Source organism: Nocardia sp. CA-129566 (genome assembly GCF_050956075.1).
Classification (GTDB): domain Bacteria; phylum Actinomycetota; class Actinomycetes; order Mycobacteriales; family Mycobacteriaceae; genus Nocardia.
The window spans coordinates 8,537,344-8,558,659 of the sequence record NZ_CP192085.1 but is presented as its reverse complement, the minus strand read 5'-3'; the positions used below and the strand labels follow the sequence as shown (position 1 = coordinate 8,558,659).

24 protein-coding genes and 1 pseudogene are annotated in these 21,316 nt (G+C 67.2%); 11 read left to right on the top strand and 14 right to left on the bottom strand.

What is annotated here, in order from left to right; translation table 11 throughout:
• Positions 1-24: 24 nt before the first annotated feature.
• Together ACQP0C_RS37995 and ACQP0C_RS37990 are read right to left on the bottom strand one after the other, a co-directional pair.
• The gene (locus ACQP0C_RS37995) at positions 25-1,647 is read right to left on the bottom strand and encodes a class I adenylate-forming enzyme family protein (protein ID WP_433728092.1); all 1,623 of its coding nucleotides are present in this window, start codon (positions 1,645-1,647) and stop codon (positions 25-27) included.
• Positions 1,644-3,440 (bottom strand): CoA transferase, encoded by a 1,797-nt coding sequence (locus ACQP0C_RS37990; protein ID WP_433728090.1) that lies wholly within the window; start codon positions 3,438-3,440, stop codon positions 1,644-1,646. Before ACQP0C_RS37990 ends, ACQP0C_RS37995 begins: the two co-directional genes overlap by 4 nt.
• Before the next feature lie 127 nt (positions 3,441-3,567).
• Here ACQP0C_RS37990 and ACQP0C_RS37985 point away from each other — a divergent pair, with 127 nt between their 5' ends.
• Positions 3,568-4,767, top strand: a complete 1,200-nt coding sequence (locus ACQP0C_RS37985; RefSeq protein ID WP_433728088.1) for an acyl-CoA dehydrogenase family protein — start codon at positions 3,568-3,570, stop codon at positions 4,765-4,767.
• Positions 4,768-4,774: 7 nt separating this feature from the next.
• Here ACQP0C_RS37985 and ACQP0C_RS37980 read toward each other — a convergent pair whose 3' ends face one another.
• From ACQP0C_RS37980 to ACQP0C_RS37955, 6 genes are all read right to left on the bottom strand, one after another.
• Positions 4,775-5,935, bottom strand: a complete 1,161-nt coding sequence (locus ACQP0C_RS37980; RefSeq protein ID WP_433728086.1) for a hypothetical protein — start codon at positions 5,933-5,935, stop codon at positions 4,775-4,777.
• Positions 5,932-6,054 (bottom strand): hypothetical protein, encoded by a 123-nt coding sequence (locus ACQP0C_RS37975; RefSeq protein ID WP_433728084.1) that lies wholly within the window; start codon positions 6,052-6,054, stop codon positions 5,932-5,934. The genes ACQP0C_RS37980 and ACQP0C_RS37975 overlap by 4 nt, the downstream gene beginning before the upstream one ends.
• Complete coding sequence (locus tag ACQP0C_RS37970; protein ID WP_433728082.1) at positions 6,051-7,256, bottom strand: MFS transporter; 1,206 nt, start codon at positions 7,254-7,256, stop codon at positions 6,051-6,053. The genes ACQP0C_RS37975 and ACQP0C_RS37970 overlap by 4 nt, the downstream gene beginning before the upstream one ends.
• Before the next feature lie 157 nt (positions 7,257-7,413).
• The gene (locus ACQP0C_RS37965; protein WP_433728080.1) at positions 7,414-7,662 is read right to left on the bottom strand and encodes a hypothetical protein; all 249 of its coding nucleotides are present in this window, start codon (positions 7,660-7,662) and stop codon (positions 7,414-7,416) included.
• A 5-nt stretch (positions 7,663-7,667) separates the two neighbouring features.
• Positions 7,668-8,138 carry a DNA-directed RNA polymerase subunit beta gene (locus ACQP0C_RS37960; protein ID WP_433728078.1) on the bottom strand — a complete coding sequence of 157 codons (471 nt, stop codon included), beginning with the start codon at positions 8,136-8,138 and terminating at the stop codon, positions 7,668-7,670.
• Positions 8,139-8,200: 62 nt separating this feature from the next.
• Positions 8,201-8,362, bottom strand: coding sequence for a hypothetical protein (locus ACQP0C_RS37955; protein ID WP_433728075.1), 162 nt, complete (start codon positions 8,360-8,362; stop codon positions 8,201-8,203).
• Positions 8,363-8,621: 259 nt separating this feature from the next.
• On the opposite strand from ACQP0C_RS37955, the gene ACQP0C_RS37950 reads away from it, so the two are divergent.
• The gene (locus tag ACQP0C_RS37950) at positions 8,622-9,500 is read left to right on the top strand and encodes a helix-turn-helix domain-containing protein (protein WP_433728073.1); all 879 of its coding nucleotides are present in this window, start codon (positions 8,622-8,624) and stop codon (positions 9,498-9,500) included.
• The gene (locus tag ACQP0C_RS37945) at positions 9,497-9,703 is read left to right on the top strand and encodes a DUF397 domain-containing protein (RefSeq protein ID WP_433728071.1); all 207 of its coding nucleotides are present in this window, start codon (positions 9,497-9,499) and stop codon (positions 9,701-9,703) included. Before ACQP0C_RS37950 ends, ACQP0C_RS37945 begins: the two co-directional genes overlap by 4 nt.
• 66 nt (positions 9,704-9,769) lie before the next feature.
• On the opposite strand, the gene ACQP0C_RS37940 is transcribed toward ACQP0C_RS37945, so the two are convergent.
• Positions 9,770-10,357 carry a GNAT family N-acetyltransferase gene (locus tag ACQP0C_RS37940; RefSeq protein ID WP_433728069.1) on the bottom strand — a complete coding sequence of 196 codons (588 nt, stop codon included), beginning with the start codon at positions 10,355-10,357 and terminating at the stop codon, positions 9,770-9,772.
• A gap of 100 nt (positions 10,358-10,457) precedes the next feature.
• Positions 10,458-10,901 carry an NUDIX hydrolase gene (locus ACQP0C_RS37935; RefSeq protein ID WP_433728067.1) on the bottom strand — a complete coding sequence of 148 codons (444 nt, stop codon included), beginning with the start codon at positions 10,899-10,901 and terminating at the stop codon, positions 10,458-10,460.
• 274 nt (positions 10,902-11,175) lie between these two features.
• Between ACQP0C_RS37935 and ACQP0C_RS37930 the strand changes: the two genes are divergently transcribed.
• A complete protein-coding gene (locus tag ACQP0C_RS37930; protein WP_433728065.1) occupies positions 11,176-12,093 on the top strand; it encodes a TIGR04222 domain-containing membrane protein in 918 nt (305 codons plus the stop codon).
• Between the two features lie 323 nt (positions 12,094-12,416).
• Here the strand turns inward: ACQP0C_RS37930 and ACQP0C_RS37925 are convergent, their stop codons facing one another.
• Entirely contained in the window at positions 12,417-12,827 is a 411-nt protein-coding gene (locus ACQP0C_RS37925) for a RidA family protein (protein ID WP_433728063.1), read from the bottom strand.
• Between the two features lie 78 nt (positions 12,828-12,905).
• Between ACQP0C_RS37925 and ACQP0C_RS37920 the strand changes: the two are divergent.
• Positions 12,906-13,277, top strand: a pseudogene (locus tag ACQP0C_RS37920) (winged helix-turn-helix transcriptional regulator); the annotation flags it as partial.
• Between the two features lie 89 nt (positions 13,278-13,366).
• Here the strand turns inward: ACQP0C_RS37920 and ACQP0C_RS37915 are convergent.
• Positions 13,367-13,732 (bottom strand): darcynin family protein, encoded by a 366-nt coding sequence (locus tag ACQP0C_RS37915; protein WP_433728061.1) that lies wholly within the window; start codon positions 13,730-13,732, stop codon positions 13,367-13,369.
• Positions 13,733-13,796: 64 nt separating this feature from the next.
• A complete protein-coding gene (locus tag ACQP0C_RS37910; RefSeq protein WP_433728059.1) occupies positions 13,797-14,729 on the bottom strand; it encodes an NAD(P)H-binding protein in 933 nt (310 codons plus the stop codon).
• Between the two features lie 66 nt (positions 14,730-14,795).
• On the opposite strand from ACQP0C_RS37910, the gene ACQP0C_RS37905 reads away from it, so the two are divergent.
• From ACQP0C_RS37905 to tsaA, 3 genes are all read left to right on the top strand, one after another.
• Entirely contained in the window at positions 14,796-15,767 is a 972-nt protein-coding gene (locus tag ACQP0C_RS37905) for a LysR family transcriptional regulator (protein ID WP_433728056.1), read from the top strand.
• A 166-nt stretch (positions 15,768-15,933) separates the two neighbouring features.
• The gene (locus tag ACQP0C_RS37900; protein ID WP_433728054.1) at positions 15,934-16,890 is read left to right on the top strand and encodes an alpha/beta hydrolase; all 957 of its coding nucleotides are present in this window, start codon (positions 15,934-15,936) and stop codon (positions 16,888-16,890) included.
• Between the two features lie 47 nt (positions 16,891-16,937).
• Positions 16,938-17,342 carry a tRNA (N6-threonylcarbamoyladenosine(37)-N6)-methyltransferase TrmO gene (tsaA, locus tag ACQP0C_RS37895; protein WP_433728052.1) on the top strand — a complete coding sequence of 135 codons (405 nt, stop codon included), beginning with the start codon at positions 16,938-16,940 and terminating at the stop codon, positions 17,340-17,342.
• A 172-nt stretch (positions 17,343-17,514) separates the two neighbouring features.
• Here tsaA and ACQP0C_RS37890 read toward each other — a convergent pair whose 3' ends face one another.
• Positions 17,515-18,342 (bottom strand): SDR family NAD(P)-dependent oxidoreductase, encoded by an 828-nt coding sequence (locus ACQP0C_RS37890; RefSeq protein WP_433728050.1) that lies wholly within the window; start codon positions 18,340-18,342, stop codon positions 17,515-17,517.
• A 245-nt stretch (positions 18,343-18,587) separates the two neighbouring features.
• On the opposite strand from ACQP0C_RS37890, the gene ACQP0C_RS37885 reads away from it, so the two are divergent.
• The 3 genes from ACQP0C_RS37885 to ACQP0C_RS37875 are packed head-to-tail and all read left to right on the top strand — an operon-like array spanning position 18,588 to position 21,258.
• A complete protein-coding gene (locus tag ACQP0C_RS37885) occupies positions 18,588-19,778 on the top strand; it encodes an NAD(P)/FAD-dependent oxidoreductase (protein ID WP_433728047.1) in 1,191 nt (396 codons plus the stop codon).
• Positions 19,775-20,695 carry an RNA polymerase sigma factor SigJ gene (gene sigJ, locus ACQP0C_RS37880; protein WP_433728045.1) on the top strand — a complete coding sequence of 307 codons (921 nt, stop codon included), beginning with the start codon at positions 19,775-19,777 and terminating at the stop codon, positions 20,693-20,695. Before ACQP0C_RS37885 ends, sigJ begins: the two co-directional genes overlap by 4 nt.
• A gap of 20 nt (positions 20,696-20,715) precedes the next feature.
• Positions 20,716-21,258 (top strand): YceI family protein, encoded by a 543-nt coding sequence (locus ACQP0C_RS37875; RefSeq protein ID WP_433728043.1) that lies wholly within the window; start codon positions 20,716-20,718, stop codon positions 21,256-21,258.
• Positions 21,259-21,316 lie beyond the last annotated feature (58 nt).

The window sequence follows — 21,316 nt, the reverse complement described above, 5'->3', positions numbered from 1 at the left end:
GAAGTGTCTGCCCCACAGCCGATTTCAGCCGATCGCGGCCCGCATGGCCGCCCGGTCCGGTTTACCCGCCGGAGTCAGGGGCAGCGCATCGAGCAGCAGCAGCGATTCGGGATGCTTCCCTCGCTCCAGTCCGTGCGCACTCAGGTGTGCGCACAATCCGTCCAGGTCAGGTGTGCGACCGGGGCGCGGCACGACGCATGCGGCGAGCCGTTCACCCAATCTCGGATGCGGCACACCGACGCACGCGACATCACGGATGTCGGGGTGACCGGCGAGCAGCTGCTCCACCTCGGCCGGGCTGATATTCGCACCACCCCGGATCACGATCTCCTTGAGCCTGCCGACCACGTGCAGGCGTCCTTCGGCATCGAGAACGCCGAGATCTCCGGTGCGGACCCAGCCGTCGTCGGTGCGATAGCGGGCATCGAGTTCGGGATCGCCGACGTAGCACAGCGGGGTCATCGGGCCGCGCGCCACGATTTCACCGGTCTCACCCGCGGGGGCGGTTTCGCCGGTATCGATGTTCGTGATGCGGATCTCGGCGACGCGGGGATTCGGGCGGCCGACGATAATGCCGGGACCGGCTGCGGCCGTATCGGTTTCGCCGATATCGGTGTGGCAGTTCACGCCGTCGGCGGAACCGTAGAGGTTGATGACCGAGCAGCCGAAGGCGTTTTCGGCTTCCTCGGCGGTGGCTCGGTCCAGCGGTGCACCGCCGAGCACGAGTGCTCGAAGCGAGCTGGTATCGGTGCCGGATGCGTTGTGTTCGAGCATCATTCGGATCATCGCCGGGACGCCGAAAACGTGGGTCGGCCGGTGTCTTTCGATCGCGGCCAGTGCGGCCTCAGGGGTGAAATAGTCGAGCAGGATGAGGGTGCCGCCATGTCGGGCCAGGGTGACGGCGGTGCCGCTGCTGCCGAAGGCCGAGGCGAGGGGGACCAGGAACAGACAGCGCGGCGGTTCGCCCTCGAGCAGCGCGGCCAGGAAGTTGCCGCGGCCGCCAGCGAGCGCATTGTGTGAGTAGGCGATCATTTTCGGCTCCGACTCCGAACCGGAGGAGACCAGGATCCGGGCGGCGGCATCGGGATCGGGACGAGCCGGGACGAACAATTCGCCGTCCGCGCGCAGCAGTTCGGCGAAGGAGATACATCGCTGCGGGGCGGGGTCTTTGCCGACGGCGGCGACGAAACGCAGGTTCGGCAATTCGCCGAGCAGCGCAGCGAGGTCCTCCGCGTGGGCGTGGCCGCGGAAATCGGTGGCGGCCAGGACGCCGACGGCTTCGGCGCGGCGCAGCAGCGATTCGGCCTCCCGCATGCCGCGGCCCGCCGGAAACGGCAGCGCCACCGCGCCCAGCGCGGCCAGGGCCAGGTCGGTGATGACCGCTTCGCGCGAGGCCGGAAGCTGTACGCCGACAACGTCTCCGGGACCGACGCCCGCGGCGGCCAGACCCGCCGCCAGACGACGCACCAGCCGGTCGAGTTGGGTGTAGCAGACCTTGCCCTTGGCATCGAGCAGCGCGGTGCGGTGCGGGTCCAGGCAGCGCTGCGCACGAAACAGCGAATACAGATCGAGGTCGGGACACGCGCCGTCGGCGGCCCACGAACGGCGCAGCCGACGCGGGACCAGATCATGTAGCACAACGCTCATCGGAAGCTCCAGGGAGACGAAACAGTAACAGCGCCGAGTGAGTCGGTGGTCATGGCGTCGGTGAAGCGCGGGTCGCCGGGCAGATCGGCCAAATCGGTGGTCACCGCGGTGGCGTCGATTCCGCTGTCGCGCAAGGTGGCGACGGCTTGTGCGGTGGACAGACCGCGGACCCGGTCGGCGTGCTCGATGGCCGCCGCGGCGTGCTCGTCGGTGGGAGCGAGCCACCCGTCGGCGGTGGCCAGTGGTCGGCGGAACCCGGCCGGTCGGCGCGGGTCCAGGCCCTCGGTGGCCCGGCGCAGCGCGGGCGCGGTGAGCAGATTCGCCGCCGCGAGCAGCGAGGATTCGACCCGGACACCGCGACCGGTCTGCTCGCGGGCGAGTAGCCCGGCCAGGATCGCCTCGCTGCCCAGCATGCCGCCGAGCACATCGAGCAGCGTCATCAGCGACGGCATCGGTGTTTCATCCGCGGGCCGCGCGGCCTCCCCGACGCCGGTTCGGGCCTGCACCATGAAGTCGGTCCCCATCGGGGCATCGGTGAGCCGCCCAGCCCAGCCGCTGGTGTAGGCATAGATCAGGCCGGGGTTGGCCGTCCACAGATCATCAGCGCCCAAACCGAGCTGCTCGGCCTTGCCGGGCGCCCAGTTGTGCAGAAACACATCCGCTCCGGCCGCCAACTCGCACAACCGTTTGCGATCTTCGGCCGATTTGATATCGATCTCGACCGCGTCCTTGCCCCGGTTCAGCGCCAACCAGCGCGCGGAGATATCCGAGCAGGTGGGCGGCATACCGCGCAGCGGATCGCCGCCCGGCGGCTCGATGCGCACCACATCCGCGCCGAGCAGCCCGAGCAGATGCGCGGCCAGCGGAGCCTGCACCCGACGTCCGGCCTCCAGCACGGTAAAACCCGCGAGCGGACGATCGGCGGTCGGTACGGAACCCGAAGCGACAGTGTGCCTTTCGCTGCCGAGGAGCAGCTGCCACGGCATCGTGTCCTCGCCATTGGTGCGCATCTCCTGGCCGCGCTCGGTGAGTGTGCGCAGTCGGCACACGTCCGCGCCGGACGCGTCGGCGGCGGCGCGCACCTGCGCCCAGCTCCGCAGCGCGGTGGTGTCGTGCAGTGCCCGGGGAATCGGTGCGCAGGCGGTCGCATAACGGAATTGAAAGGGTCGCCAGCCTTTTCGCAACGCATCCTGTGGTGCGTCCAACGCCCGCCAGAAGTCGGCCCACACACCGACTTCGAGGGCTTCTACCTCGAATTGGACGCCGTCGGCGGTAGTGAAGGGCGGCCCGCCCGGGGCCAGCGAGGTCGCTTCGTCATCGTCGGCGCACGCCGCCGCGAGATACTGGGAGATGGTCAACAAGGCCGTCCTGTCGACCGCAACGTCTACTCCGGTCAGCGCACCGCCGCGGGCGCGACCGATCAGTGCGGCGAGAAGTCCCTGCACCGTGAGGATTCCGGCGGCCGTCGAGGCGTAGTCCACTGCCAGACCGCGCGCAGTGCCGTCGCGTCGGCCGTGTACGAGCATCAGTCCCGCCGCGGCCTGCGCGGTCGCTTCGTCCTGTATTCGACTGCCCGATCCGCCCCAGGCCACCGCGGCGTGCACGGCACTACCGTCCGGGCCGGTCAGGGTCAGCGCGTCGGCGTCGCCGTCGACCGGTTCGGCGCCGAGCAACCGCAGGTGTTCGGTTGCCGTGGTGATCGGGCCGGGTGGGCTCGCGGTGCGAAATCGCATGCCCCGCAGGGGTGCCGTTAGCTGGTCGGTGCCGGGTGTCCGCATGGTGCCGGGTGTCATGGCTCTCCCTGTTGAACGGTCGCGCTGTCCGTGGGAACTCGGCGCGGCTGCGCGCCGACCAATCCCTCGGACAACAGCAGTCGGACCGTCGGGCACTCGGGTTCCCGGTCAGCGTGGAGGAGAAGTCATGACGCCGTTCACATCTCACAGTGCGGTTGCGGCCACTGCCGCATCGAGGCCGCTCGGGCCGGATGTGGATATCGCGGAATTGCGGGCGCGCGTGGCAGCTTTCGTCGCGGAGAACGTGGTGCCGCAGGAAGACGTGCTCGACGCGGGTGGGCCGCGGGCGGCCGTCATATCCGCAGAGCTGCGGGCGGCGGCGCGGACGGCGGGGTTGTGGGCGTTGCCGCTACCGGTCGAATGGGGCGGCCAAGGACTTCCGTTCGCCGACTACGTGTGCCTGGCCGAAGCCGAGGGCGCCAGCGATCACGGGCCAGCGCTCCTCGGCTCGGCCTCGCTGCTGGATGTGTCGATGCTGCAACGACATGCCAGCCACCGTGTTCGCGAGAGCTACCTGAACGGTCTGGTCTCCGGTGAGCTGCGCGCCGCCTACGCGATGACCGAACCCGATACGCCGGGCACCGATCCGGCCATGACGACCACTCGCGCGACCGCCGAACCGGATGGCTCGTGGACGCTGACCGGTCGAAAGTGGTTCGTCAGCGGCGGCGCCGATGCCGATGTGATCACCGTGCTGGCCCGCACCGATGGCGAGGCGCCCAGTCGCGAAGGGCTCACCCTACTGCTGGTGCCGACCGATACGCCCGGCTTCCAGATCGTGCGCGAGGTACCGGTGTTGGGCGTCGGTGGGCAATGGGAGATCGAAATGGACCGGGTCCGGGTATCCGGCGACCACGTGATCGGCGACCCCGGGCGGGCACTGGCCATCGCGGGCGAGCGGCTGCAACTCGGCCGAACGCTGCGGTGTCTGCGCTGGCTCGGCCAGGCCGAGCGCGCGTATGCGCTGATGTGTGATCGGGCCCGCGGCCGCAACCAGTCGCGCGGGCCATTGGCCGAACGGCAACTGGTGCAACAGCATGTCTTCGAGTCCTTGCTCGCCATCCGCGGCACCCGGCCGCTGGTACACAAAGCGGCCGCACTGATCAGCGCTGGTCACGATGCTCGGGTGGAGGCCGGTCTGGCGAAGGTCGCGGCGGCCCGAACGCTGCAGCAGGTCGCCGACGCCGCGATCCAGATTCACGGCGCGGCCGGGCTGGGACCCGATACCGCGCTACCTCGGCTGCTGCGCACGGGTCGGATGGCACGCATCCTCGATGGGCCCGATGAGCTGCACATCGAGGCCGTGGCGCGGCGGGTGCTGCGCTGACTCGGGTTCAGGTGTCGAACGGTGCGACCGCGCCGGTGTGGATGGCCAGGGCGAGTGCGAAAAAGTAGTCGCCCCAGATGAGTTCGTGCGCGGTGGCCAGGTTGCGATCCAGGTCATAGCACCCGTCCAGCAGCATGCCGGAATGGTTCAGATGCCGGGTTGTCAGCTGCTCGAGCATCTTGATCGCCCTGTTTCTCAGACCCACCGCTCGGTCCGGAATATGGTGTGCAGCAGCAAGTTTGAGCAGTGCGACGACTTCTATGGCGGCTGCGGAGGTGTCCGGCGGCGCGTCCGGTGTCAGCTCTGCGGGCGGAATCAGCGGGGCGGTGTCATCGATCAACTCCTCGGCGGCGTCCAGGTAGCCGGTATCGATATGCCAGCTCGCATCCGCCAGCGCCAGCAGCAGCCAGGCCCGTCCTCGGCTCCAGCCCGTCCTCGGCTGTGAGCACGCAACCCATTCGCCGTCGGTCCACGCCCAAGCCGGGGTGAACACCGGGTCGGTGCGCCATCGGATGAGGTGGGTATCCAGATGCGCTTTGGCCGCGGCCGTACCCGATGCCGTGGCCAGCAGTGGCTGCGGGCGCGCAGCGCAATCGCCGTCGGCCCAGCCCCGTGCCGGGGTGGACACTGGTTCGGTGCGCCGTGGGGTGAGGTGGGTGTCCAGATGCGCTTTGGCCGCGGCCGTACCCGATGCCGTGGCCAGCAGCGGCAGGATGCCCGCCACGCCATCGACGCGGGCCAGCAATCGCGGGCCGCCGAAGGCCGAACCCCATGGCAGCACGCCGAGTTCGTGATCGAAGTCGTCCAGACAGGCTCGTGCGGCTTCCGCGCCCAGTTCGGCAGCGGTGCGGTCACCTCCGGCGTTGGCCGCCAAAGCTGTTCCGTACCAGAAGATCAACCCGCGGGTCGCGGTATCCGCGCCGACCCAGTCCGCCAGGCGAGCGGTCACCTGCGCCGCGGCGGAACGGTCGTCGGCCGATCCGGTGTGCAGAGCCCGCAGCCACAGCAGACCCGCCCAGAAACCACCGGTCCAGGAACCCCGCGAGGTCGTCACCCACGCACCGCTGTTGCGCTCGGCATACAACGGCAACCGCTCACCCACGACAGCGCGCGTCTTTTCGGCACGGTCCAACACCGAATTCAACGCCACCTCGGCCCACCCGCTCATTCCTGCACCTCACCTGGGTAGTCCCCGATGCGGCGAAGCTGCGGATCGCGCCCGAGGCCCAAACCTGTGGATTCGGTGCCATTCGGCTCCGGCGTGACCTCGGCGTTTCGCTCGCTCATGCCCGGTCCCGCAATGCCCATACCACGGCGACACCCGCGGCGGTCACGAACTCCGCGGCCACCAGCAACCAACTGCTGCTGTAACCGATCGAAGGCACCACCGCGCCGAAAAGCGGTGGCCCCACCGCGAACCCGGCAAAAAACCCGGCCGACACCAATGCCGAGTCCCGCCCGGCCCGACCGGGTGCCGCCCGTTGGATCACCAGCACCATCGACACCGCATTACCCGCCATCCCGAATATCCCGACCGCGACGACCGCAACCCAGACCAACCCGCTCACCAGCGGTGCCGCGGCCATGAGCCCCGCAGCGCCCGCCGATCCGACCGCCAATCCCGCGGGCAACACCACCGCCATGCCGGGCCTACTCGCTACCCGCGCCCACCCGATCCGTCCCGCGATCCCGGCCACGCCGAGCACCGCGACGAGTGTCCCCGCCGTGGCGGCGCTGAGCCCGAGCCGACGCTCTCCGAACAGCGCGAGATAGGTATTGATCGAGGCCATTCCCGCACCCAGGAACAGTGAGTACACCGCCAGCCAACGCACGACGCTCGCCCCGGTCGATGCCACACTCGTCGAACCCATTGCGGCAGAGCCGATTTCCGGCTTGGTCGGCGGTGGATCGGTCGGCAACGTCCACCACACCCACAACGTGACCAGCACCGCCGAACCGGCCGCCACCAACACCGACACCCGCCAACCGGCGACCGCCGCCAACGCCGTCAACGGCAGCCCCGCCGCGATCGCGCCCAATTGCACGCCGGACTGCTTCGTGCCCGTCACGCCCGCTCGCTGCGCAGCCGGAACAACGGCCAAAATCGCCTTGTTGGTCGCCGGATTCGCTAATGCCTGCGGTAACCCACCCAATCCAACCGCCACCAGCAACACCGCGTAGCCCGGCGCGGCAGCGATCAACCCCAACGCGAGCGCGACCAGCCCCAACAAGGCAACCAGACATCGCCGCGGGCCGAGCGCATCCACCGCCCGCCCGGCCATCGGCGACAGCAAAGCGGCAGTCCCGAACCCGACCGTCGTCGTGAACCCCAACATCGCCGCGGACAACCCGAGATCCGGCACGATCCGCGGACCCAGCGCCCCCACCAAGAACAGTTGCAGCATGGAAAAACCCATGGCGGCGGTCAACACCCCTGCCACCGACACCGTCGCCACCCGGTCCGCACGGACCTGCGGATGCGTCTGCACCGCCGTTCTCCTCCCAGCCACGCCGCCGTTCGGCGACCCGAACTCACGTAGTCGGGCAAGAGGTTGTCCGGGTTCCCAGCGGAATTCTCCGACCGATTACTTCGCAGGCCGACCGCGCCGATTGCCGTGATGCGCTATGACTGATGCCGACGAACGGTCATCCATCCTCGATGTCGCGAACGCTGGTCGGGTTGATCGTGATCGCGTCGGCCCGGTCCAGATCGGCGTCGGAGTCGGATATCCAACCGTCCGTGACCCGGATCAACGAGCCGTCCGCGCCCTGATAGATCGGTGCGCTCGCGATCGGAGCCAAGGCGAGTTTGTGGGGCGTGTCCTCGTTGAACATGGTGAGCAAAGCCCGTACGGACGGGGCGATTTCGCGCTGCCCGGGCTCGAGCTCGGACATCCGCTTCACGCTCCCGTCGGTGCGGCGGTATCGCCGACCACGCGCGCCCCGATGAGCGGATGCGATACCGCCGGAGATCGGCCCGATCCGGTACAGGCGCGGATGGCGTCGACAACTTTGCGCCCGGAGGGGCGGAAGGTGCATCGTGGTGGTTCGATCCAGCGTCGGAACTCCGCGCATCGGTCACTCGGGCTCGGCAATGCGATGGTGCCGCCCGCCCGGACAACGGACACATTCAATCGGAACATCTCCGCGAACAAGCTGTCATCATCGGGCAGATCGGGGCGCACCAGATACGTCCACCGATTCGAGCGTGGATGCGACAAGATCGGGCCGACACCGGAAAGTCCTTGCTGCATATGAATTTTGACGGCGTGCCCCAGTGGTGCAGGCATGATCAGGCCCGAGATGTATTCGGCACTCATGACGATGCGGCCCAGATGCGGTGGATCGATGTTCGCGGGAAGGTCGCACACCTGCCGGTAGTAGACGCAGCGGGATGCTGGAGTATCCCCAAAAGCTATGTGCTCCACGAGATTTAGATCCCTTCGTCGTGATGGTCGATGCCGGATGGCTCGGCGGAGGCCCACTCACGTAGGGCGTCCGCGAAGCGCGCGACAAGCTCGGCTGGCAAGTCGACGGCAACAGCGACCGGCGGACCGACGAATGGAGTGCGTTGCGGTAGCGCTGGATTCAACATCGTGACCCCCTGGTACGGCGTTGGACTCGGGTGCGCCCGGCCCCGACAACCCCTGAATATCCTCGGGCGGAAGCGGACTGCCTGAGGGGCAAGCTGGCCGTTCTCCCTAACCGGGCGCATATTCAGTTCAGCACCGCTACCACGGATTTGGAACATTCCCCGTCGTATTTTCGTCAACGAATACCCGAGATTCCATAGCGTCGTTCAGACTGGTTCCCAGACGAACGAGAGTTGTTAGCAACCCTTTGGAGCCGACAGCATGACCACTAGTTCGACCCTCCCGCGCCGGATACTTGCGCGCCTGCTCAAGGAAAAGCGGGAAGCGGCAGGGATCGGCCCGGATGACGCCCGTCGAGCGATCGGCGTATCGAAGCAGACGTTCTGGAGGATGGAGACGGGGCAACCGACCCGGATCAATCCCCTGTTCATCTCGCACCTTGCCCAGATGTACGGAGTTGATGACAGGACCACGGACGTCCTCTTGGGGCTGACCGAGGAGTCGCAGCGCAAGGGATGGTGGCACGCCTACGGAGATACGATCCCGAAGCACTTCGATCTCTATGTTGGCCTGGAAGACGCCGCCAAACGATTCAGCGCGTACCAGGCGACGCTACTTCCAGGACTGCTGCAAACCGCGGAATATCGGCGCGCGGTGATCTGGACCGAGATCCCGGCCATGCCGACCAGCGAGGTCGAGCGCCGCATCGAAATCCATACTCGCAGGCTCGCGCGTTTGGAGAGTCGAACCAACGCGCTCGAGGTCAACGTCTTGCTGGACGAGTCGGTATTGCGTCGTGTCGCAGGCTCACCGGAAATCATGGCCGCCCAACTCGCGCACCTGGTCGAGGTTGACCGATTGCCGAACATCTCGGTCCGGGTTGTGCCGCTGGCGGCCGGACTGCACAAGGGCACGAGTGCAGGGTCATTCATCCTTCTCGAGTTCCCCCGTCACCCAACCGCGCAGCTGACGGAGCCACCCGTGATCTACATTCAGGGAGTTACCGGCTGTCTGTACCTCGAAAAGACGGACGAGGTCGATCAGTACCGAGACGCCTATGCTGGGATTCAGGGCGTAGCCCTGGATGAGGCCGAGAGCCGCGGGCTCATCCTAGAGATTGCAGAGGAGTTGACCCGGTGAGTGTCGATCTGTCTGGGGCGCAATGGTTCAAGAGCAGCCGGAGTTCGGCTAACCAAGAGTGCGTCGAAGTTGCGTTCCTCGATGGCGGCATGGTCGGTGTTCGCGACTCCAAGAACCCTGCTGCTGCGGCCCTGGTCTTCTCGCCGGGCGAGTGGAAAGCATTCACTGCTGGCGTCGTCGACGGCGAGTTCGATCGCTCCTAGAACGAGCAGAAGCTCGGTGTAGATTCTCGGAATAGTTATCCGGAATCCGTGTGTCTGACAAGACGCTCACACGTTCCGGCCCTGGCCGTCTTTGATCCAGAACATGCCTCGGCCCGATTCCGCAGGCGCGCGTACCTCGCGTGGCGCGACGCGGTCGAGCCGGTATCCGAGTCGGCGGGGGACTGCGGCGCTGCGAATGTTGGCTTCGTCGCAGCGGATTTCAACGTGGTCGATGCCGGGTAGGGCCAACGCGATTCGAGTCAGCGCGGCGGCCGAGCGAGTGATCACTCCTCGGCCGGTATGCGCGACATGGCACCAGTAGCCGATTTCCAGTGCGCGCGGGCCGATGTGGTCGTGGATTCCGATCGCACCGAGTACGGTCCCCTCGACGTCGAAGATGCCGTAGTTGCAGCTTCCGTCGGGGCTCGGCCAGCTCGTCGCCATCGCGTCGCCGAAGGCGCGGTGCTGCTCGAGCGCCATGGGTTCGGCGAGCCAGTCCATCCATGGATGGAGGTGGTCGAAGGAGGCGCTTATCGCGTCGAATCGGGGCACCAGATCCTCGGGCTGCCACCGACGCAGCAGCAGATCACCCAGGTCGATCTGATGAGGCGGCGCAATACCGGGCGCAAGCGCGGCTGGTTCCTCGGTGTTCATCTTGGGATGTTGGCAGCTCGATCCGTTGTGGGGCAACGCAATAACGTCCGCAGCGCCGACAGCCGACGGCGAGCCGGTCGGCCATCTAACCGGACGGCGATCAACCGCTCGCGCGACCCAGAGCTGGCCTGGTCCGCCACAGCTCAATGCCAATGTCCACGAGTTCGACTCGGTCGAGGTGGACGACGTCGTCGAGCGGATGCCAGGCGGCGAGGTCGGTCGAGCCGTTGATTTCGTTGCGGAGTTCGCCAGCGGTGATCCGTCCCTCGTACACGATTCGGAGCCCGTGGAAGTCGGCGAATTCGCCTCGAGGGCGCGGGTACCGGCGGTTGATCGAGTCGATGCCGATGAGGCCGATGAGCTCGGCGGTGTACCCGGTCTCCTCGGCTACCTCACGGACGGCTGTTGCGATCGGGTCCTCGCCATGGCGCATTCCGCCGCCTGGAAGCGTCCACCGCTTGCCGCCGTCGGGCGCTATCCACCGGGTCAGCAGGATCTCGGTCGCGCCGACGGCTTCCCGCACGCACACAACGTAGGCAGCCACTCGCAACTCTTTCTGCACTCTGCGAGGCTACTCCGAGCGAATAGCGCTATTGGGCAACACAATTCGGCACTGTGCCGCAATGCATCCGCATGCCGCCACGAGGGATTCGCTCAGACCTTCGAGGGCCCACGCGGACGGGGTGTACTCGGCCCGCATCGAATCCCGTTGCGGCACAAGCGTGTCGGGAGGGGATTCCTGAGCGAGCCGGTCACTGGGCGATCGCGCCGATGTGCCTCATAATTGGTTCACGGCCACATTCGGGGAGGGTTCGAACATGACGGGTTTCGTTCTTATCGTCCTGTCCGCGCTGCCGGTTGGGGGATCGGCGCTACTGCGTATCCCGTTGTGGGTGCGTTCGATCCCGGAATTGTCTGCCAGTGAACTCGGCTATCTATACCACGGCGGGCGCGGCGCTGTCGTCACCGCGGTCAAGTCGCTGGATATGGACGACGTGATCACGATGAACGCGCGCCGGAATTTCCAGCGGACCAGGAAAACGCTACCTTCGGACGCCGACGAGTTGGAGCGCGCCGTCTTCACCGATGTACGCGGCCCTGCACGGTTGTCCGAGCTGCCCGAAAAACGGTTCATCCGAAGGGAGTTGGCGGCGACGCGGGACCGGCTCGCGCAGGCAGGCCTGATACCGCGTCCGTGGTGGCGTCGGACGATAGTGGTGGTCACGCTGATTCTGATTGTGGTGGCTGTGGCAGCGTATGGCGAGTCCGATGCCGTCACCTGGGGCAATCTGGCGGTGTTGGTTGCGGGGATTCTTGCCGCGCTCTGCCTGCTGCTATTTAGTCGGCGAACGATCGCGGGCGGGCGGTTGCTGCGCCGGGAGCGTCGCGAGAGCCGTCGTGCACTCGCCGACTGGGAGCCCGCGGAGCCTTCGCCCGCCGGTCCGGCCCTCGACGAGACGGACTCCGCACAGGGAACGGAATTCTTTCGAAACCAGCACTCGCTGTTCAAGCGATTCGTGGCGCTGGGCATGACCGTGGACCTGACCGCGGTCACAGGAATCCCGGTGCCGAGCTATGGCGATCACGGCGGCTCCGATTCGGACGGCTGGCATTGGGGTGGCTTGGGTATCTGGGGTTCATCGGACAGCGGTCACGGGCACTACGGCGCTGGTCACGGGCACTACGACGGTGGTTGCGGTGGAGGTGACAGCGGTAGCGCTGGCGGTGGCTACTGACAGCGTTCCGGGGACGGTGAGCCGTTGTATCACCGATTACCGCGCGGGAAGCCGCCAGGCGTCCCCAACCCGAGAACGACTGCTAGGCCGATGTCACCGAGGTCTACCGGCCCCGCAGGTACCGGTTCGTGACCCGACACGATTAGGACTGTGCGGTAACCGATGATCTCGGACGGCGATTTCGAGATTCCGCTCCCTCCGCTGGCCGTTGGTGAACGGCGTTCGCCAGCTGCGATCCACAGCGCACCGGGCAGGTTCAGTGGTGAGGATCGCCCGGATCCGAACGAAGCCTCACCACTGTCCATGACGCGGGGGCCTGGATCTCAGTCGAGCACGGCGAACGCCTCGACCTCGACGAGTACATCGGGCTCGAACAGGTAGTCGACGCCGATCGCCGACAGGGGCGGCAACGGCTGCGGTATCCCGAGTTCGTCTGCGACGCACTCGATTCCTGCGACGAAGTCGTGGTACTTGTCCGGGCTCCAGTGCGTGACGAAGAACCGGAGACGCACCACGTCGGCGAAGCTTGCCCCGGCCCCGGCGAGGCCCCGTGCGGTGTTGCGCAGTGCGTGCGCGACCTGACCCGTGAGGTCACCTGTCGCGACCGGGTTGCCGACGGCGTCGCGCGCGATCTGGCCGGCCACGTGCACTTGGCGAGTACCCGTGCTGATCGAAACATGGTGGTACGGAACAGGAGTGAACATGCCCTCCGGGGTCAGCAGCTGTACTGCCATGGGTGTCCCTTTCGCTATCGGAGTAGGTATCCGATGTCTACCTGGTACTCCAAGGGAACTTCAACGAGACTAGGTGTCATGCCGGAAACCGCTCCTTCACAGTCGGACAGCCTTCAGCTCACCGCGCAACACCGCGAGCTGCTCGACCACGTGCTCGACAAGTGGTCACTCCAGATCCTCGACGCACTGTGCGAACGGGGCCCGCTGCGCTTCAACGAGCTCCGTCGAACGATCCCCGCCGTGACGCAGAAGTCGCTCACGGCCGCACTCCGGCGCTTGGAGCGCAACGGGATGGTCGAGCGCGTTATCACAAGTACGCGACCCGTCGCCGTCGAGTACCGCCTCACCTCCCTCGGACGGTCGTTGCAAGACCTCATCGACGCACTCCTGCGCTGGGCCACAACCACACTGCCCGACGTCGAGCGCGCCCGCGCGCGCTTCGACGACCAGGCTCGAGCCGAAGAAATGCCATCGCTGTCAGATCGGAAGCAGTGGCGCAAGCGTGAGACCAGATCTGGAGCCGCAGGTCGCGCGGGGGTTCAGGTGGTGATGGTGGCGACGGGTTCGAGTCCGTAGGTTCGGGCGTACCCGTTCTCGGTACCGACGAGGAGGTCGATGACCTCGAAGTAGCGATCCCAGAACGGGGTTTCGCGCAGTGCGTCGATGAGGAGATGATAGGCGTGGTGGTCTTCGGCTTCCCATACCCAGACGTCGGTGATGCGTGCGGAGTAGAACTCGGTGTCGTAGAAGCGTGACCGTACGCCGGTGGTCTTGGCCTCGATGGCGGGCAGGACCTGGGTGGTGAAGGCGTCCACACGTTCCTGGATGGTCAGAGCGAGCCACTCGGGTGTGGTCTTGACGAGCATGAACGCCGTGACCGGTAGTTCGGTTCTTTCAGCGGGCATCAGGGTGCCTCCAAAGGTGTTGGTGCGCTGGGCATCGTGGTTTCCGGGCGACGGGTGGTGGGCCTCAGGACCGGACAGCGGGCATGAGGGTCTGGGCGCACCACTGCTCGAAGCTGGTGGGGGACGCGGTATCCGGGGTGCGGGCGACTCCGGCGTCGAGGCCCTGGTCCTTGGCCCGCTTCATATCGACGACCCCCTGGACGAACTCCTCGTTGAGGCCATAGCCGACGAGGGTGGTGTACAGCTCGTCGAGCGGCTGGCGTTCGTAGCGGACGGGGCGGCCGAGCTGTTCGGTCATGATGCGGGCCACGTCATTGGGCGACAGGTCCTGCGGCCCGAGGACGGGGACGCTGTCGGTGCCGGTCCACGAGCGGTCCAGCAGCAGGCCGGCGGCGACGGCCGCGATGTCGGCGACAGCGACGAGGGGGGCTTTGCGGTCGGCGTCGACGACGTCGGTGAACACGCCCTTGTCGCGGATCGAGTCGGACTCCTCCAGGAGGTTCTCGAAGAAGGACGGGTTGGCCAGGGCACGGTAGGCGACGCCAGCGCCGGCGATGAGGTCGTCCATGGCGAGGGAGGCGGTGACCAGGCCGGCGCAGTCGGCGACCGGGGTACCGCGGCCGAGCGCGGAGACTCCGACGACATGGCCGACGCCGTGCGCGGTGATCGCCTTCACGGCGGGGCGGGTGAAGCCGCTCCAGCCGTCCTGCGGGGTCCGGGAGCCGTCCGGGGGGACGAGCCAGAAGACGGCGTCCGCGCCCTCGAAGGCCCGGTCGAGGACCCCGGCGTCTGCGTGCGAGCCGGTGATCACCTCGACGCGTTCGCGCGCCGCGTCCGGGAGCCGCGCGGGATCGCGCACGATCACCCGCAGTTCCTCACCCGCGGCGGGGGCGGACTCCAGGAGCCGGGAGAGCAGGGGACGGCCGATGTTCCCGGTCGGAGCAGTAATAACGATCATGAAAGCCTCGCAGGTCTGTTGGATCGGTACACCCGTCATCCTGCGGAGCGCCAAGCGTTGCCACAATGGGAACTTCAGCACGGAATCATTGACTGAAATGGAATAATGCTGGTGAACAGCCCGAATCCGGTCATCGACGCCAATCTCGCCATCGCGCTGGACGCCCTGCTGGCCGAGCACAGCGTCACCCGCGCCGCCGCCCGCCTGCACACCTCGCCCGCCGCCATGAGCCGCACCCTCGCCCGCCTGCGCCGCATTCTCCAAGACCCCCTCCTGGTCCGGGCCGGACAGACCATGGTCCCCACCCCGCGTGCCGAGGCCCTGCGCGACGAAGCCGCGGCAGTGGTACGCAGCCTCGCAGCACTGCTCAGCCCCGGCACGGGCGTCGACCCCGCCAGCCTGAGCAGCACCTTCACCATCCAGACCGCCGACCTGGTCGGCGCGGCACTGGCCCCGCGACTGCTGCAACTGGCCCAGCAGGAGGCGCCGGGGGTCTCGTTCCGGCTCCGGGCCGAGGAGCTGGAGGCCGGATCGGCACTCCGCGACGGCCGGATCGATCTGGAGATCGGATCCATCGACCACGTAGATCCCGAAACCCAGGTCGAAGAACTGGTCAGTCTGCGCATGGTGGCGGCCGTCCGGCCCGGCCACCACCTCACCCAAGAACCCTTGACCCCGGCCGGGCTCGCTGCCGCCCAACACGTCGCGGTCAGCCGCCGTGGCCGGTTCACCGGCCCGCTCGACACCGCGCTGGCCGAGCACAACCTCCACCGGCGGGTCAGCGTCGTCCTCCCCAGCCACCTGGCCGCCATGACCCTCGCCGCCCGCACCGACGTCGTCTGCCTCGTACCTGCCGCACTCCCCGGTGCCGATCCGTCGCCCCTCACCGACGACGCGACCAACCTCGGACTGCACCTGCTCGACATCCCCCTGGCACTGCCGCCGCTGACCATCGGCATGGCCTGGCATCCCCGACACACAGCCGACGGCGCCCACCACTGGCTCCGCAACGCCATCCGCCGGACCCTCCGCACGCCCAAGAGCCCAACCACATCATCTGACACGCGAAGGCCCTGATCTTCTCGCCTGGCGAGTGGGGATACCAGGCAGCGTTCCTGCCTGCCGAGGCGACGTAGGCGAGTATGTCGAGAGTCACAGGGCGGCACTGTCACAGGGATCAGAGCGCAGACATCTTGTGGTCGTCCACTGCGAGCACTTCGCTCGTTCGTATCGAGGAGCCCCCGTGTCTTTCACTCTCGAGCCCCAGGTTGCCCAAGCCTACGCCCCGTTCGCCGCCGCGATGGCCGACAGCACACCCCCACCGGTCGGCGATGTCGCCACCAGGCGCATCGTGTTCGAGGAACGCATCGGCCAGGCCGACGCCGCCCAGCCGTTCCCGGATGGTACCGCTATCACCGACCACCGACTGGTCACCGCGGACGGCGCGACGATCCGATTGCGTTGGTACACAAGAAAAGACACCTCCGATATACCTGGCCCGGCCGCGCTCTATCTTCATGCCGGCGGGATGTTTTTCGGCCACATCGACCTGTTCGACGGATCGGTTTCCCGGTATGTGTCCGCCAGCGGCACCCCGTTGCTGGCGGTGGACTACCGGCTCGCCCCTGAGCACCCCCACCCGGTCCCGGTCGAGGACGTTTACGCGGGGCTGGTCTGGCTGCATGAGCACGCCGACGACCTTGGGGTCGATCCCGCTCGCATCGGTGTCTTCGGTGACAGCGCCGGCGGTGGCCTCGCGGCCGCGGTGTCGATCCTGGCCCGTGATCGCAAGGGTCCTGCTATCGCGAAACAAATCCTCGTCATGCCGATGCTCGACGACCGCACCCCGTCCCCCGATCCGCAGCTGGCGCCGTTCGTCACGTGGTCGTGGGATGACAATCGCACCGCCTGGCAGGCTTTGCTCGGCGACGCTGCCGGTGGGCCCGACACCCCGGCCTCCGCCGCACCGGCCCGCGTCGCGGATCCGGCCGGGCTGCCACCCGCCTATATCGAAGTAGGTCAGCTCGACATCTTCCGCGACGAAGCCCTCACCTACGCCGTGCGTCTGAGCCGGGCCGGGGTCCCGGTCGAATTCCACCTCCATCCCGGTGTGCCGCACAGATTCGAGACAGTTGCCTTCGCCTCCGACACCGCCCGGCGCGTCATGGCAGACCGCCTTCGCGCCCTTGTCTCACTCTGACTGCGACCGACGTGGAACCCCTTGCTGCCCAACGAAATGGAGACACCGTGACCGACTACCTGCTGCGCCCGATAGGGCATATCGAATCCGGGCTCACCGATCCGACCGCGGCTCCGCGGCAACCCGATGAAGGAGCCCCGCAAGCCTGGCTGATCCTCGACGAGCGGTACGTGCGCGCACTGGACGGCGTCACCGCCGGCACGGACGTGCTACTGCTCACCTGGCTGGACCGCGCCGATCGCGACACCCTCACCATTCACCCGCGCGGGGACACCACCCGTGCGATCAGCGGAGTCTTCGCCACCCGCGCCCCGCACCGGCCCAACCCGATCGGTCTGCACCACATCCACATTCTCGCCATCAACGGCACCCGCATCCATGTCCGCAACCTCGAGGCTCTCAACGGCACGCCGATCCTCGATCTCAAACCCCTCCTCACCACGGACCGCTGACCCGTTCCATGGGCGCCCGAAAGGCCGCTACCGGCAGGCAATCGCGCTCCGGGTGTGCCTGCCGGTAGTTTCGCCGGGATGCAGCTGGCGAACTGATCTGCGCGCGAATCTCGGCCCGGCCCAGGATTATTCGACCTGAGCCGGGCCGGGCAACGCTGCGGGACGCCTGCGATCAGACAGCGGAGGTGTGCCCGTGCGCCTTCGTTGCGAGGTCCTGCCAGTTGGCCCAGGTCTCGAGCCGGTCGTTGTAGACCTGCGAAACGATCTGGTTGCCTTGGGATCCGAAGAACACTCGCAGGGGTGGGTTGGCGGAGTCGACGATTTCGACGAGCGCTCGGCCTGCCGCGGCGGGGTCGCCGAGATCGAGCGTCTGCGCGTAGGCGGCGAAGGCTTCTCGGAGACCGGCGTAAGCGGGGTCGGCCTCGGCGTGGACGCCGCCGGCCGCGCCGTCGGTGGCGTAGGAGCCGGGCTCGACCAAGGTCACTTTGATGCCGAAGCCGGCGACCTCTTGGGCGAGGGATTCGCTCAGGCCTTCCAGGGCCCACTTGGAGGCGTGGTACGCACTGCCCAGCGGCCACGCGGCCAGACCGCCGACCGAGGAAATCTGGATGATGTGCCCGCCACCGTTGTCACGCAACTGCGGCAGCGCGGCCTGCACGACCCACACCGCGCCGAACAGATTGGTCTCCAACTGATCTCGAAGTTGCTGCTCGCTCAGTTCCTCGACAGCGCCGAGCAGGCCGTAGCCCGCATTGTTCACGACGACGTCGAGCTGGCCGAAGTGCTTGGCGGCGCGCTCAACGGTCGCGAAGACGCCTGCCCTATCGGTCACGTCCAGGTCCAAGGGGAGGATGGCCTCGCCGTAGGTGCCGACGAGTTCCGCGAGACTGTCGGCATTGCGGGCGGTTGCGGCCACCCTGTCGCCGTTGGCCAGTGCGGCCTCGACGAAGCTTCGGCCGAGGCCGCGGGAGGAACCGGTGACAAACCAGACCTTGCTCATGACGTCTTTCCGTTCTGTCTGCATTGGCGGATGCAGCGAGGAGGGTCGTCCTCGCTGCCGATGTTCGGTGCTGCTGCACCGAACGACCACAAGATGCCGCCGACCCGATCCCTGTGACGGCACGACAGCGTGACGTGCGTCACCTGCCCGACCCTTTGAAGGATCGACGGGTGAGCTGCGTTGGCTTCAATGGTGACCTGCGTCACGTGTTGTTATGTCTTGGTGGTCGGCGGTGTCCTGAGGGCATGAACGAGCGCAACAGCACCTACACCAAGGTCGTCGTGATCGGCGGCGGCTACGCCGGGACCGTGGCGGCCAACAGGCTGCGGCAGCGCGACGATGTCGAGATCACCCTGGTCAACTCGCGCCCGAAGTTCGTCCAACGCCTGCGGCTGCACCAGTTCGTGGCTGGCACCGGTGAAGCCGCGGTCGACTACGGCACGCTGCTCGGTGACGGCGTGCGGCTGGTCGTCGACGACGCCGTCCGCATCGATATCGCCGCGCGGACCGTGGAGCTGGCATCGGGCCGCGCCTTGGACTACGACTATGTCGTCTACGCGGTCGGCAGCACCGCGGCGCTGCCCGCATCGGTACCCGGAGCAGCCGAATTCGCCTACCCCATAGCGGAATTGGAGCACGCGCAGCGGCTGCGTACCGTCATCGGCGAGTTGCCGCCGAACGCTGCGGTCACCGTCGTCGGCGGCGGGCTCACCGGCATCGAGACCGCCGCCGAGCTGGCCGAACAGGGTTATGCGGTCACGCTGGCCTGCGGCGATAGATTGGCTCCCACGTTCTCGGAGCGGGGGCGGCGATTGGTGGCCGAGTGGATGGCCAGAAATGGGGTCGAGGTGCTCGACAACGTGCGGGTGGCCGAGGTCCTGTGGGATGGGGTGATACTGGCCGACGGCAGCGTGGTGCCCAGTGCGATCACCATCTGGACCGCCGGTTTCGGTGTGCCGGACCTGGCCGCACGCAGCGGCCTGCAGACCGACGCACTCGGCCGGCTCATCACCGACGAAACGCTGACCAGCATCGACGACGACCGCATTGTCGCGGCCGGTGACGCGGCCGCGCCGTCGGGGCGGCCGCTGCGGATGAGCTGCCAGGCCGCTGGGCCCCTCGGCGCGCAGGCCGCCGACACCGTGCTGGCTCGCCTCACCGGTGCTCAGCCTGCGGTGCTGGACATGGCCTTCCTGGGTTCCAACGTCAGCCTCGGCCGTCGGGCCGGGATCGTGCAGTTCAGCCACAAGGACGACACACCCATGAACGCCTATATCGGCGGCCGCATCGGTGCGCCGATCAAAGAAACGGCCACCAGGTGGACGCTATGGGGAATCCGGTGGGAAGCTCGCAAGCCCGGCGCGTTGTTCTGGGCCAAGGGCGGCCGGCAATCCGAGCGGCCGGTGGTGGCCTCCGAGGTGGTGGCGAACCCGTGAGCGCTACCGACGAGCATGCCGAGCGGTTCACCCTGCTGCGGCCGCTGCTGTTCACGATCGCCTACGAAATCCTCGGCTCCGCAACCGAATCCGACGATGTGCTACAGGACAGCTACCTGCGCTGGGCGCAAGTCGACCTCACGACCGTGCGGGACACGAAATCGTTTCTGGCGCAACTGGTTACCCGTCAGGCGCTGAATGCGCTGCGGGCCAGTGCCCGGCGCCGCGAGGAGTACATCGGCCCATGGCTGCCCGAGCCGCTGCTGTTGATCGAACACGATGCCGCGGCCGATATCGTGCTCGCCGAATCGGTGTCGATGGGGATGCTCGTACTGCTGGAAACGCTCACCCCCGATGAACGCGCGGTGTTCGTCCTGCACGAGGTGTTCGGCTTCGACTATGACGACATCGCTACGGCGGTAGGCAAATCCGTGACAGCGGTGCGCCAGATGGCGTATCGGGCCCGCGCCTACGTGCAGGCGCGGCGCAACCGGTTCGGACCGATCGATGCCGCGCGCACCGCCGAACTCACCGAACGGTTCATGACGGCGGCGACCACCGGTGATATGGCGGGCCTGATGTCGATGCTCGCACCGGATGTCACCTGGACCACCGACAGCGGCGGCAAAGCCACCGCGGCGGGCCAGCTGGTGATGACGGGTGCCGAGCAGGTGGCCCCGATTCTCATCGCGCTGTTCGGCCCGATGCAGCGCAGGCCCGACGTGCGGATCGAGCCGGTGAACTGCAATAGCGAGCCCGCTGTTGCCATCTACGCCGGCGACCGCCTCGAAGGCGTCGTCTTACTCGAAATCGTCGAGGGCAGGGTCAGCAACGGCTACGGCATCCGCAATCCCGACAAACTCGCCGCCCTGGCAATCGCGCGCACCATCACCCGCAACACCCACGAAAATCCATAGCTCACCAGGAGTGACCAACCATGGCAACCACGATCGAACTCAGCGAACTGACCGGTGCCTACGTCGTCGATACCGGCCACACGCGGATCGGATTCATCGCCCGGCACACCATGTCCACCAGGGTGCGCGGGAGGTTCGGTGAGTTCGAGGGCAGCGCGCACCTCGACGGCGACGAACCGTCGAAATCGAGCGCCCAGCTCACGATCCAGGCGAAGAGCATCGACACCGGCAACCCGCAGCGCGACGATCTGCTGGGCAAAAAGTTCTTCGGCGTCGGCGACCACCCGACGATCACCTTCACCCTGACCCGGGTGGAGCAGTCCGACTCGACCACCATCACGGTCACCGGTGATCTGACCATGCGCGGTGTCACCAAGCCGGTCACCGTGGACTTCGAACTGACCCGCGCGGACATCGACGGGCAGGGCGCCTTCCGAGTCGGCTTGACGGGCAGCGTCACGATCAACCGCAAGGACTGGGGCGTGCATTGGAAGGCGGCCCTGGGCATGGTCAGCCCGAAGGTCACGCTCGAGTTCGACGTTGCCCTGATCCGGCAGTCCTGACCAGGGAGAACCCGACAGCGTTCCCGGATGTGACACACGGCACCGCCGGACTGCGTCA